Origin of the sequence: Suttonella ornithocola (genome assembly GCF_001889065.1) — a bacterium.
In the GTDB taxonomy this organism is placed as follows: Bacteria; Pseudomonadota; Gammaproteobacteria; order Cardiobacteriales; family Cardiobacteriaceae; genus Suttonella_A; species Suttonella_A ornithocola.
In genome coordinates this window covers 1-13,458 of the sequence record NZ_LWHB01000093.1, presented here as the reverse complement: position 1 = coordinate 13,458, position 13,458 = coordinate 1, and the positions used below count along the sequence as shown (strand labels likewise).

The window sequence follows — 13,458 nt, the reverse complement described above, 5'->3', positions numbered from 1 at the left end:
TTATTTTTAGAAAACAAACTTTCTAGAAACTTATAATGATTTTTAATCAACCTATTGTTTTAAAATATATAATTTTGTATTGTGCGATGAATAAACTTCTACCGTTACCCAATTACCTTAGGAACGTCTATCTAAACAGACTATTTCATCTCTATTTTTTAGGAAAACTTATGCGTTTTTTAAGAACTCTTTCAGCTTTTGTAGGCGCGACTTTTGCCCTTTGGGCAGTTTTGATTTCCCTATTGGGATATTTCTCACCTGCGCCTTTTAATAACTGGGCAAGTTATTTACTCCCTGTTTTGGGCTTGATTATGTTTGGCATGGGACTAACGCTAGAGCCTTCAGATTTTAGCGAAATTTTAAAGCGCCCTTTACCCATTATTCTTGGCATTGCGGCACAGTTTATACTCATGCCACTGCTCGCCTTTTTACTAATAAAAATATTTTCCGTCGAACCCGCCATTGCTTTAGGACTCATTCTTGTGGGCTGTTGTCCGGGCGGCACTTCTAGCAACGTGATTACTTATCTATCTCGTGGCGATGTTGCTCTTAGCGTTACCATTACCGCATTTTCTACCTTGCTTTCGCCTTTCGTAACGCCTTTTTTACTCGAATTTTATGCAGGCAGTATTATAGAAATTCCCGCAAAAGCGATGATGATTAACATTGCTCAAATTGTGCTATTACCGATTATTGCTGGAGTGGTGATTCATAAATTATTAGGGGAACGTTTACGTCCTGTATTTGATGTCCTACCGCTAATTTCAACATCTGGAATCTTGTTCATCTTGGTCGTAGTGGTTGCGCGTTCTCAACCCAAAATTGCAGAAATTGGACTCATGGGAATTGCTTTCTGGTTCTTCCTAGTCGCCTTGCATAACTTACTAGGTTACTTAAGTGGATATCTTGTTGCGCGTGCCTGTGGCTTTTCTCAAGCTCAGCGCCGAGCCATTATGATAGAAGTAGGTATGCAAAACAGCGGATTAGGTGCCTCATTGGCTGCTAAATTCTTTACCCCAGAAACCGCATTGCCAAGCGTATTCTTTAGCTTATGGCATAACGTTAGTGGCGCAATTTTAGCCAATATTTGTCGTCTAATAGACAGTCGAAAAGCAAAAAACTAAGCTTTTAAAAAAGGGATTTTTGTAGAGGCAAAAATCCCTTTCATTCTTTAATTCAACATTGAAGCAGCTTTAATTAAAGCGCCCAATTTATTAAGCGTTTCCTGCCATTCATCTTCTGGTTTACTATCATAAACAATCCCCCCGCCTGCTTGCACATAAAGCTTTTCATCTTTAATCAGTCCGGTACGAATAGCGATTGCTAAATCCATATTGCCTTTCCATGACCAATAGCCAACAGCACCGCCATAAATCCCTCTGCGAGAGGTTTCCAACTCATCAATCACTTCCATCGCGCGAACCTTAGACGCGCCTGATAAAGTCCCCGCTGGGAACGTTGCCTTAAACACATCAATCGCCGTTTTATTGTCTGCTAACTTTCCTTCAACATTCGATACAATATGCATCACATGACTATAGCGCTCAATCGCCATTTTCTTGGTAACCTTGACCGTCCCAATTTCACACACACGCCCAATATCATTTCTGCCTAAATCAATTAGCATTGTATGTTCTGCCAACTCTTTTTCATCGGCGAGTAATTCTTTTTCTAACGCTAAATCCTCTTCCAATGTTTGTCCGCGACGACGTGTTCCAGCAATTGGGCGAACGGTAACCGTCTTTTGCTCGACTCTCGCTAAAATTTCAGGCGAAGAACCAACAATCTGATGATTCCCCATGTCTAATAAATACATATAAGGCGACGGATTGGTAATACGCAAAGCACGATACAAATCCAGCGCTGGACGCGTATAACTCACACTCATTCGCTGTGATGGCACCACCTGCATTACATCACCAGCGACAACATATTCCTTAATCTTTTCTACCGCTGATTTATAGCCCACTTCACCCATTTCATATTCTGGACAGAACTTTGACACATCTGGCGCAGCTAAATGTAACGCTTCTATTTGCTGTGGCGCAAAAAGTGCCTTTTCCATCTCCTCTAAACGCTGTTCAGCTTTTTCTAATCCTTGTGGTGAAGACAAATCGGCGGTAACTAATAAATTTGCCTCCCCACGCAAATTATCCATCACCACAACGGCTTCCGATAAACAAAACAATACATCTGGAATATTAACCACATCATGCGCTGGACGTTTCGCCAAGCGCTGTTCGATATAACCAATACAATCATAGCCAAAATAGCCTACTAAACCACCGGCAAAAGGCAAATCTTCTGGAATATCCGCAACCTTTCTTGAAGCATGAAAAGCTTCCAAATAATCTAGCGGATTGGTTTCTACTGATTCAATACACTGTTCCCCTTTCCAATGCTCTACCTTGCCATCTTTAGCAACAATTCGCTCAGCTGCTGGCAAACCGACCACTGAAAATCGCGCCCAACGTTCACCACCCTCTACAGATTCTAATAAATAAGAATAAGGCTGTTGCCCTAATCGCTGATAAATCGCAACAGGCGTTAACGTATCGGCTAAAACCTTTCGACGTAAAATTTTGTGGGTAAAACTCATGCTTTCACTCCTGCTAACTGCGCTCGCATCTCTTTAATCACACTGGCATAATCTGGCGCATTAAAAATAGCAGAACCTGCTACAAACATATCCGCCCCTGCCGCTTTAATCGCAGCAATATTATCAACCTTAACGCCACCATCTACTTCTAAACGCACTTCTAATCCGCGAGCATCAATCCAAGCTCTTGCTTCACGCAACTTATCCAGCGCCGTTGGAATAAATTGCTGCCCACCGAATCCAGGATTTACTGACATAATCAAAATTAAATCAATCTTATCCGCTACATAATCCAATACCGATAGTGACGTTGCAGGATTAAATACTAACCCTGCTTTACAGCCAGTCGAACGAATTAACTGCAAAGAACGATCAATATGCTTACTCGCCTCAGGATGAAAAGAAATATAACGCGCACCCGCATCGGCAAATTGCGTAATCAAACTATCTACAGGCTCTGCCATTAAATGCACATCAATCGGTACTTTAATTCCATAATCGACCAAAGCCTTACAAACCATTGAGCCCACCGTTAAGTTTGGCACAAAATGATTATCCATTACATCAAAATGCACCACATCCGCACCAGCGCCTAAAACCTTTTCAACCTCCTCTCCCAAACGCGCAAAATCTGCTGACAAAATAGACGGTGCAATCCAATCGGGTAAACGTGCCATAATCACTCCTAAGACTTATAATAAAGCACCATTCTAAACAAAGCCCCCGTCCTATGCCACAACAAGCACATCACTATCATTTTGCAACACTTGACAGCACACAACGATTTCTCATTGACCATTCCATTACCGAACGTCCTATATTTTGCCGAGCTAACCAACAAACTGCTGGTATTGGACAACGTGGTGCACACTGGCAATCACCTATAGGAGGACTTTATTTTTCCCTTCGTTACCAACTGGATATGCCACCTGCTGCACAAGGCGGACTTGCTCAATATATCGCTTTAACTCTTGCACAAACTATTGACCCTAATGCCAAAATATTACGCTTAAAATGGCCAAACGACCTTTATATCGAAAAGAAAAAACTTGGCGGCATCCTCATTGATACCTTACCTCACCAAGAACAAACCATTGCCATTATCGGTATTGGTATTAACCTTTATTCTAGTCCTGAGACAGATAGCAACCTCGCCTATTACAGCGACTACTTCGCACAAACAGAGACTCTCTATGAAAGCCTTTGCGAACAACTCCTACCGGCGCTCGAATACTGGAATACGCATCCCTATTTACCCACCGATCACCGTTGGGATGACTATGATCGCTTTCATGGTCAAATGCTATCGTTAGAAACCCATCACGAACCTGTTGAAAATATCGGAATTGATCAAAAAGGACGGCTTATTATTCGCGATCAACAGTCTAAAATCGCTTTCTTAGACAATACACGCATCAAGAACTAAGCTTCTTTACTTAAGCTAAAAAAAGATTGACTATCCCCATATAGCTGAATGAGTTTAGCTTTCATACAAGCTGATGAGGCGCAGGTAGCGAACATTAGTAAAGAAAAACAAACCAACGTTGTATATGAGTTAAAGATGTTTAGCTATATAACCAACTTCCCAAAAAATGTATACGACGTTAACCCAATATACACTGAGACTTTTGCAAAAAAACATAAAATAGAGAAATTTCAAATTTTGAAAATATATTAAAATCATAGTGTTAATTTTTCTACTGGTAGCAAAAATTCGTGTAAAACGGAATTTTGCAAAGGTCTCGGTATGCATTTTTCAGGAACCCTGCTATAGATAACCTTTACCGTTTTACAAAAAGATTTTTCTATCAGACTTGTTATTCGTAAAGCAATGAGTATCATCCGGCTATTTACTAAAAACTCAAAAATATTATCCGATTGCTATGCTTGCTTTCTCTTCTACTCGCACCCAATACATTTCTATTCTATTACTACTCCTTATCGGAATACTTTTAAACCAATATTTTTTACCGCATCATCCAACGCTTTATCTTCTATTAACGGTCATTTGCCTTACACTATCTTTAATCATTCCAAGCAATAAAAAACTGTTTATATTTCTAAGCATTATTACTATCGGGATTTGGCGTGCAGATAATACCTTTCCAATTAACCATCAAGAATTCCAATGCTCTGGCATCTGGCAAATTTATGACTTTCCCAAGAAAAACTTTCCTACGGGAGAACAAATTTCTCTTAAATTGATAGAGGGAAACTGCCCAAGCTTAAATGACAATTTCGTGAACGCAACAAGCTATCAATCTGGTCATGCACTTGGACAAAGCTACCAAGCAACACTTCTCATCAAAGCTCACAAAACCAAATACTATGCCAACTTACTGCCAAATGCTACTAAAACCTTCATACCACTACCTTGGACACTGCATTACCGCGCGCTTATTCAAAGTAAAATTGAACAAATTTATCCAAACTCAGCTAAATGGGTTAGCGCCCTGCTCATCGGCAATAGAAGTCAGTTAGAACATCAAGATAAAGTCATTCTAAAACGGACAGGTACTAATCATTTACTCGCTATTAGTGGACTTCATCTTGGTATCATCATTGCCATTTTTTATATAATAACAAAATACATATGGGCATACTTTCCTTATCTTAGTAAGCGCATTGAACCAAGAACAATCGCATTATTTATTTCCCTTCTCGCAGGAATAATATTTGTTTTTATTAGTGGTTCTTATCCACCTGTCATACGCGCATGGATAATGTTTGCCTGTCTATTGATTACTTGGCTTATTCCCTATCATTTAGGCGATAGCCTATCTTCCCTAATGATTGCTGCTATTCTTATTCTCCTATTAGAGCCTATCGCAGTATATGAGCTAAGCGCTTGGCTATCATTTTTAGCAACCGCAATTATTATTCTTATCTACCAACGAATAAAACATAAAATGCCACTAATACAATGGGTAATATTACAACTCGGCATCACACCTTTTTTAACTATTTTAAGCTGGGCAATTTTTGGCGGTATCTCTATCATTGCACCACTGATTAACTTGATTATTATTCCATGGGTAGGATTGCTTCTATTAGCACTCATCTTAGGACTATATATTCCTATCTCGGCAACATTCGCAGAAAACCTTTTAACCATTATTCTGAACCTTCTTTCTACTAGCGCTAAAAATAGCCACAGCTATTTTGAACCAAACTATCAACCAAGTCTTTTAGCCGCTGCCTTACTATATTTATATGGATATTATCTACTCAAACGCCAATACCGACGCAGCTACTTAAGTCTAGGACTTGCAAGCATCAGTGCAATCACGCCGATCTTTAATCACCAACCTATAACCTTATCTTCATCAAAAATTACAATCTACTATCCCAGTTTAGGAGAAGCTATTATTATCAATACTGGTTACACTTATCATTCAAAAAACCAAGCCCGATACCAAATTCTTCCCGCCTTACGACATCGAGCTGCAAAACCGATTGCCATTATTCTTACCGAGAATAACCTTAGAGCAACAACGGGACTAAAAACCTTACTTCATCACTATCCTAATACCCCCATTTATAGCACCATTCCAATACCTAATTTACCTTTTCCATATCAATACTGCCCCAATACATCTCCAATACCCTAACCTAAGCTTTAAACGCGATAAAAAATGCATTTTAGAGCTACATCCTTAGCCCCTTGCCCATACCGATAGAATCACTTTATTAAAGGCTCTAGACTAGCAGGAACAACCCGAGACCTTTACAAAATTCCGTTTTACACGAATTTTTGCTACTAGTAGAAAAATTAACACCATGATTTTAATATATTTTCAAAATTTGGAAAGATGAAGTGATTTTTCCAAACTTTGCTAGTCTAGAGCCTATTAACTTAAGCAAAATACTCATCTTAATAAAATACTACGTATAAAAAATGAGCAATAATTAAAAAATAGAATATCATAAGTAAGTTAAACCATTTATCCACATAGTTTCCATAATTCCATTCACACAAAACGTGTAAAACTTAGCACTGACCTGTGGATAACTCTGGGGATAAAAAAATAAGGAATAAAATCAATCTAATCAAAAATCTCTACATATTTTTTATCTTAAATAAAACTACATAAATAACAATATATTAGCTAATTCTTACACATAGAATCCCCATAAATCCTCATTTTATTCAAAAAACTTTTTGCACCATATTGTGGAAAACTTTTTTGCATAAAAAATCTCCATAGATTCATCAAACTAAAAAGCGTTCAAAAAATAACCCATGCTGTAAAAATACAAATCTTAAAAAACCATCCACACCTTACTCCCAAGCTATTAGACAAATATAGTGAAAGACCATAGCATGGCATTCCAAAAAATGCATACAACATTAACTTAATATCTAACTCGAAAACAGCAAATTAACCATAAATACTGTATGTATTTTTCGGGAGCCATGCTATACAAGATGAATAAAGTAAGCACACATACTATTACTTGGATAGCGATCTAATTTCTGTGACTCTTTTATTACCTTTTGACTATATTTAGAAAAAATAAAAAGTTGACTTATTTGAATATAAGAGTAGAATTTATCAATTCACCCATCGCCCGCGATCCTCCGAAGCATAGGCTTCTCTCTGATTGTTGCCGATGATTTTTCTGCTTTGGCAGCTTCTGGCAACCGCTATATAAAACTCGTTCCCCTAATACAATTAGGGATAGCTTTGTCATTTCATGAGAAAACCCATGACAACCTTTTCTGAATTAAATCTCCCTAAAAATATAATTGATACCCTAACTGCTAGTGGGTATGAAACACCCACCCCCATACAAGCACAAGCCATTCCATACGCAATGGCAGGGCGTGATTTACTGCTCTCTGCTCAAACAGGTTCAGGGAAAACCGCGGCATTTGTTTTGCCGATACTTGCTAAACTTTCTCAAAAACCTGTTAAAACCAAAGCCCCTCGTGCACTCATTCTAACGCCGACACGTGAACTTGCTCAACAAGTACAAGACAGCGTAAGAAAATATGCAAAAGGAATGGATTGGCTATTTTCTGTTTCACTTGTTGGTGGCTCACCTTACGGTAACCAAATTCGCGCCTTAAAAAAAGGCGTATCGGTCGTCATTGCAACACCGGGACGCTTACTTGACCATCTCCGTGAAGGCACTCTAAACCTTTCATCGCTAGAATATCTCGTATTAGACGAAGCAGACAGAATGCTAGACATGGGGTTTACTGATGATATCAATGCAATTATTCATCAATGCCCAACAAACCGCCAAACAATCATGAGCTCCGCCACTTGGGACGGAAAAGTAGGCAAAATCGCTCAAGGATATACAAAGAACCCAGAAAAAATCATCATTGAGCGTGAACATAAACACATTGATGAAACCGTATATTTTACCGATAATCAAACCCATAAAAATGACATCTTAGACCAACTCGTTAGTCATCCTGAAATGGGACAAATCATTATCTTTACTGCAACCAAACGCGCTAGCGAAGAAATCGCAGAATTATTATGCGCTAACGGACATCGCGCAAAATATTTACACGGCGACTTACCACAACAAAAACGCAATCGCATTATTCAAGACCTACGAAAAGGAAAAACAGATATTCTTGTAGCAACAGACGTTGCTGCTCGTGGAATAGATATTCCGGCAATTAGCCATGTCATTAACTACGACTTACCCCGCCAAAGTGAAGACTATATCCATCGTATTGGTCGCAGTGGACGTGCAGGAAGAACAGGAATAGCTTACTCATTGGTTAGTCTTACTGACCGCGTTATTCTTTCACAACTTCAGCGATACCTTAACCGTGATATTAAAACGGATCAGCTAGAAGGCTTAGAACCAACAAAAATTGTCCTCCCTAGTAAAACAAAACCGAAAAAAGCTTTTCGTAGTAAGCCTCATAAAGCCTATGGTAAAAGCAAACGCCCTCAAGCAAATGAAGGTAAAGCCTATATGAGTAAAAAGAAAACAGATAAGCGTAAAGCTAAACGTGCTTAATTGATTTTACTTAAGGAATAAGTAAATTAAGACCTTCGCAAAAAATATAAAATAGAGAAATTTCAATTTTTTAAATTTTGAAAATATATTAAAATCATAGTGTTAATTTTTCTACTAGTAGCAAAAATTAGTATAAAACAGAATTTTGCAAAGGTCTCGGTACACATTTTTTGGGGACCTGCTAAAAAGCACATTTAATCTTAATTAAATGTGCTTTTTCTTTAATCAAGAATAAAACTTCTAACCCCTAGTAATAATTCATTAAAGATAAAAAATGACTTTTTTCTTGTTACTCCCACTCAATCGTAGCTGGCGGTTTACCAGAAATATCATAGACTACGCGGGAAATACCATTGATACCATTGATAATGCCACGAGAAACTTCATCTAAAAAGTCATAAGGCAGATGTGCCCAACGCGCACTCATAAAATCCACCGTCTCAACGGCTCGTAAAGCGATGACATAATCATATCGACGACCGTCCCCCATGACTCCTACTGAACGAACAGGTAAAAAAACCGCAAATGCCTGACTCACTTTGTCATACAAATCATATTCTCTTAATTTGCGAATAAAAATATCATCCGCACGGCGCAATAGTTCAGCATACTCTGCCTTGACTTCGCCCAAAATTCTCACCCCCAAACCCGGTCCCGGGAAAGGATGACGATAAAGCATTGCTGGCGGTAACCCAAGCGCAATACCTAAAGTCCGCACCTCATCTTTAAAGAGTTCGCGCAAAGGCTCAAGCAATTTAAGCGTCATGTTTTCAGGTAAACCACCTACATTATGATGCGATTTAATCACATGCGCTTTACCCGTTTTACTTCCCGCCGATTCAATCACATCGGGATAAATTGTCCCTTGTGCCAACCATTTAACGCCATCAATCTTCGTTGCTTCTTCATCAAAAATTTCAACGAATAAACGACCAATAATTTTGCGCTTCTCTTCAGGATCAGTTACGCCTTTTAAAGCTGAAAAATAACGTTCTGCGGCATTTACACGGATGACATTGACGCCCATATTATCGGCAAAAGTCTTCATCACTTCATCGCCTTCATTTAAGCGTAGCAATCCTGTATCAACAAAAACACAAGTGAGCTGTTCACCAATCGCTTCGTGCAACAATGCAGCAACTACCGAAGAATCAACGCCGCCAGACAAAGCTAATACCACACGATCCTGCCCAATTTGCTCACGAATAGCAGCTACATTTTCTTCAATAAACTTATCTGTTGTCCAATTCGCAGTACATCCACAAATCTCTCGCACAAATTGGGCAATCATCGCGCCACCATTTGGCGTATGCGTTACTTCTGGATGAAACTGTACACCATAAATTCTTCTCGAATTATTCGCAAAAGCAGCTATTGGTGCATTTTCACTCGAGGCAATTCTTTCAAAACCAACAGGTATTTCACTAACATGATCCCCATGACTCATCCATACCTCTCCCATATCTAACCCCTTAAAGAGCGGAGAGTTTGCCTCATAGTTCATTTCAGCATAGCCAAACTCTTGCTTACCGGTATTTTCTACCTTACCCCCAAACTGTTTCGCCAACGCTTGCATTCCATAGCAAATCCCTAAAATTGGCACACCCAATTCAAAAACCACCTTAGGAATACTCGGCGAGCCTTCAACCGTTGTGCTTTCAGGACCGCCCGACAGAATAATGCCATTTGCTGCAAAATCTTCAATCGCTTGCGCATCTGCATCCCAAGCATAAATTTCACTATAAACGCCTGCTTCACGCACCCGTCTTGCAATCAGCTGAGTTACCTGAGAACCAAAATCTAAAATTAAAATCTTATGATGATGTAAATCTTGTCCTGACATAACAGCTCCTTAACGACGGTAATTAGGTGGTTCTTTCGTAATCGTTACGTCATGCACATGCGACTCTTGCATCCCCGCGTTGCTGATCTTCACAAAGCGTGGTTTCTCACGCATCTCTGCCAAATCATGACAACCGACATATCCCATTGACGATCGTAGCCCCCCCATTAACTGCGCAATCACACCAGAAACTAATCCTTTATATGGTACGCGTCCTTCAATGCCTTCTGGCACAAACTTTTCCGCTTTTTGACCGCCTTGGAAATAACGATCTGCTGAACCCGCATTCATCGCACCAATCGAGCCCATTCCACGATAAGACTTATAAGAACGCCCTTGATACAACTCTACCTCGCCCGGCGACTCTTCTGTCCCCGCTAATAAACCACCGACCATTACCGCATGAGCCCCAGCGGCGATTGCTTTTGCAATATCGCCAGAATAACGCAAGCCACCGTCAGCAATCACCGTTACCCCACGCGCTTTCATCGCTTTTGCCACATTACTCACTGCGGAAATTTGCGGCACGCCAACGCCTGCCACAATCCGCGTTGTGCAAATTGAACCCGGTCCAATACCAACTTTTACCACATCAGCTCCTGCATCTGCTAAAGCAATCGCGGCTTCTGGTGTCGCGATATTGCCACCAACAATCGCTAACTCTGGATGCGTTCGACGCAAATCTCGCACCCGCTCAATTACGCCTTTTGAATGACCATGTGCCGTATCTACCACAATCAAATCTACACCTACCGCGGTTAATTGCTCAATCCGCTCGTCAGCATCTCCACCCGGCCCAATTGCTGCGCCTACTCGTAAACTCTCATTCGCATCCTTAGCCGCCATAGGATAATCGCGCGCACTACGCAAATCCTTAACCGTTACCAAACCTTTTAAACAAAAATCATCATCAACCAATAACACCTTTTCAATACGGTGTTCTTGCAACAATGCCTTAATTTCCTCTTTTGGCGTATTTTCCTTTGCTGTCACTAATCGTTCTTGTGGTGTCATCACCTCTCTGACAGAACGATTATCATCGGCATAGCGCACATCACGTCGCGTTACAATCCCAACCAACCTACCATTTTCCAAAACAGGCAGACCAGAAAATCCATGATTACGAGTAATCTCTCTCACTTCACCAACAGAAGCCGAGGGTACCGTGGTTAACGGTTCACGAATCACCCCAGACTCAAAACGTTTCACCTTACGTACTTCTGCCGCCTGCTCCGCAGGTGTCATATTCTTATGAATCACCGCCATTCCGCCCATTTGCGCAAGCGCAATCGCCAAGCGTGCTTCAGATACGGTATCCATTGCAGCAGAAAATAATGGAATATTTAACCTAATATCGCGGGCTATATTGACAGACAAATCCACCTCTCGCGGCAGAACATCCGAAAAATCCGGCACCAGCAACACATCATCAAACGTCAAAGCTTCTTCGATAATTCGCATATTTGCCTCCGAAATAAAAATTGATGCATTTTACCGCATCCCATGACGAGATAAAAAAATATCTACCACTAACACAATATTCTCTATGCAAACCGCATCAAAAAATAAAATAAAAATTTTGCTGTATTGCAACATGCGATAAAAATCTGTAAATGATTTTAAAATCACTTTATAGGCATCTATTTTTAAGGTGAAAATACAATTACCAAAACGCAATAAAAATATTTTATTAAAAACTTGACGCATCGCAACAAGCTACCTATAATGCACCCAACATCATCGATGTTATCTCCTCTATATCCTCCTTTGGTGGTTGTTAGCTGAGTCATTTGACTCAGCTTTTTTTTTGCATTTTTTTAGCAAAAACATTCCAATCTGTAGTCAATTTTAAACGCAAGTCAATAATAAACCTCTGTTGTAAAATAATTTTTTTATCTACATATCAATAGCTTATTCAGAATTACAAATAGAATTTGCTTATCTATATCTCAATACTGCCTATAGACACTCCTATTACACTCTGTTTATAATTTTTTCTTTACTACAAAAATAATAGGAGAACTTGATGAAAAAAACGCTGTTTACACTGGCTTCAATTGCTGTGCTAGGAGCAAGTCATAGTTTCGCTGCCGATAAAGAATATATCTTAGCTACTGCCACCACTGGCGGAACCTATTATCCTGTCGGTGTAGCGCTTTCTACGCTTTCAAAAGTCAAAATTGAACCGCAACACCATTTTAGTTTATCGGCAATTAGCTCTGGCGGTTCGGATGAAAATATTCGCTTACTGGCTAATAAAGAAGTGCAATTTGCCATTTTGCAAGGACTGTATGGCTATTACGCATGGACAGGCACAGGTCCCATGCAAGCCGCAGGCAAACAAGATAAGCTCCGCTCTATCTCAATGCTTTGGCAAAACGTGGAACACTTCCTCATTGACGGCAAAAAAGTTGATAAAGGTAGCGTATCAGATTATATCGGCTTAAAAGGCGACCGCATGGCAATGGGCACACGCAACTCTGGAACTATTGGTTCTAACGAAGCCCTTCTTTCTGGATTAGGCATTGATATCAATAAAGATTATAATCTCATGTATGGTGGTTATGGTCCTAGCGCAGACGCTCTACAAAACAAACAAGTTGCCGGTGCATCTATTCCCGCAGGCGCTCCAGCAGGTGCGGTGACAAAATTATTTGCAGCTGTTGGTGACCAAGTTACTATTTTAAACGTTAGCGATGAAGAACTCGCCAAGATGGATAACGGACGTAATCTTTGGACGCGTTATGTCATTCCTAAAGGCACTTATGTTTCAGTTGATCGCGATATACAAACCATTGCTCAGCCTAATTTACTAGCAACAACAACTGATATGAGCAATGATGAAGTATATGAACTCACTAAAGCCATTTATGAAAACCTACCTTTTCTACAAGGCATCCATTCTGCTACCAAAGCCATGTCTTTAGAAAAAGCCATTGAAGGCTTACCGATGCCTTTACATCCCGGCGCCGCACGTTATTACAAAGAACAAGGCATTAGTATTCCTGAGCGATTACTGGTCGAT

9 protein-coding genes and 1 pseudogene are annotated in these 13,458 nt (G+C 40.0%); 5 read left to right on the top strand and 5 right to left on the bottom strand.

Going from position 1 to position 13,458, the window contains the following annotated elements:
- Positions 1–170: 170 nt before the first annotated feature.
- A complete protein-coding gene (locus tag A5N85_RS07690) occupies positions 171–1,124 on the top strand; it encodes a bile acid:sodium symporter family protein (protein ID WP_072576710.1) in 954 nt (317 codons plus the stop codon).
- A gap of 47 nt (positions 1,125–1,171) precedes the next feature.
- Here A5N85_RS07690 and trpE read toward each other — a convergent pair whose 3' ends face one another.
- Positions 1,172–2,599, bottom strand: coding sequence for an anthranilate synthase component I (trpE, locus tag A5N85_RS07685; protein WP_072576709.1), 1,428 nt, complete (start codon positions 2,597–2,599; stop codon positions 1,172–1,174).
- On the bottom strand, positions 2,596–3,276 hold the full coding sequence (rpe, locus tag A5N85_RS07680) for a ribulose-phosphate 3-epimerase (protein WP_072576708.1): 681 nt from the start codon (positions 3,274–3,276) through the stop codon (positions 2,596–2,598). Before rpe ends, trpE begins: the two co-directional genes overlap by 4 nt.
- Positions 3,277–3,329: 53 nt before the next feature.
- Here rpe and A5N85_RS07675 point away from each other — a divergent pair, with 53 nt between their 5' ends.
- From A5N85_RS07675 to A5N85_RS07660, 3 genes and pseudogenes are all read left to right on the top strand, one after another.
- Complete coding sequence (locus A5N85_RS07675) at positions 3,330–4,025, top strand: biotin--[acetyl-CoA-carboxylase] ligase (protein ID WP_072576707.1); 696 nt, start codon at positions 3,330–3,332, stop codon at positions 4,023–4,025.
- 457 nt (positions 4,026–4,482) lie between these two features.
- Positions 4,483–6,210, top strand: coding sequence for a ComEC/Rec2 family competence protein (locus A5N85_RS07665; protein ID WP_072576705.1), 1,728 nt, complete (start codon positions 4,483–4,485; stop codon positions 6,208–6,210).
- 1,087 nt (positions 6,211–7,297) lie between these two features.
- Positions 7,298–8,440: pseudogene (locus tag A5N85_RS07660) on the top strand (DEAD/DEAH box helicase); the annotation flags it as partial.
- A 439-nt stretch (positions 8,441–8,879) separates the two neighbouring features.
- Here the strand turns inward: A5N85_RS07660 and guaA are convergent.
- From guaA to A5N85_RS07645, 3 genes are read right to left on the bottom strand one after another with little or no spacing between them, the layout of a single operon-like run.
- Positions 8,880–10,433, bottom strand: coding sequence for a glutamine-hydrolyzing GMP synthase (gene guaA / locus A5N85_RS07655; RefSeq protein WP_072576703.1), 1,554 nt, complete (start codon positions 10,431–10,433; stop codon positions 8,880–8,882).
- A gap of 9 nt (positions 10,434–10,442) precedes the next feature.
- Positions 10,443–11,894 (bottom strand): IMP dehydrogenase, encoded by a 1,452-nt coding sequence (gene guaB / locus A5N85_RS07650; protein WP_072576702.1) that lies wholly within the window; start codon positions 11,892–11,894, stop codon positions 10,443–10,445.
- A 30-nt stretch (positions 11,895–11,924) separates the two neighbouring features.
- On the bottom strand, positions 11,925–12,140 hold the full coding sequence (locus A5N85_RS07645) for a hypothetical protein (RefSeq protein WP_072576701.1): 216 nt from the start codon (positions 12,138–12,140) through the stop codon (positions 11,925–11,927).
- Between the two features lie 319 nt (positions 12,141–12,459).
- Here A5N85_RS07645 and A5N85_RS07640 point away from each other — a divergent pair.
- Positions 12,460–13,458 (top strand): TAXI family TRAP transporter solute-binding subunit (locus A5N85_RS07640; RefSeq protein ID WP_072576700.1); only part of this gene is annotated, 999 nt, incomplete at its 3' end.

What these genes read in the sequence shown, in the direction of transcription:
- A5N85_RS07690 (WP_072576710.1), top strand. Translation starts at nt 171, where the DNA reads ATGCGTTTTTTAAGAACTCTTTCAGCTTTTGTAGGCGCGACTTTTGCC.
- trpE (WP_072576709.1), bottom strand. Translation starts at nt 2,599, where the DNA reads ATGAGTTTTACCCACAAAATTTTACGTCGAAAGGTTTTAGCCGATACG.
- rpe (WP_072576708.1), bottom strand. Translation starts at nt 3,276, where the DNA reads ATGGCACGTTTACCCGATTGGATTGCACCGTCTATTTTGTCAGCAGAT.
- A5N85_RS07675 (WP_072576707.1), top strand. Translation starts at nt 3,330, where the DNA reads ATGCCACAACAAGCACATCACTATCATTTTGCAACACTTGACAGCACA.
- A5N85_RS07665 (WP_072576705.1), top strand. Translation starts at nt 4,483, where the DNA reads ATGCTTGCTTTCTCTTCTACTCGCACCCAATACATTTCTATTCTATTA.
- guaA (WP_072576703.1), bottom strand. Translation starts at nt 10,433, where the DNA reads ATGTCAGGACAAGATTTACATCATCATAAGATTTTAATTTTAGATTTT.
- guaB (WP_072576702.1), bottom strand. Translation starts at nt 11,894, where the DNA reads ATGCGAATTATCGAAGAAGCTTTGACGTTTGATGATGTGTTGCTGGTG.
- A5N85_RS07645 (WP_072576701.1), bottom strand. Translation starts at nt 12,140, where the DNA reads ATGCGTCAAGTTTTTAATAAAATATTTTTATTGCGTTTTGGTAATTGT.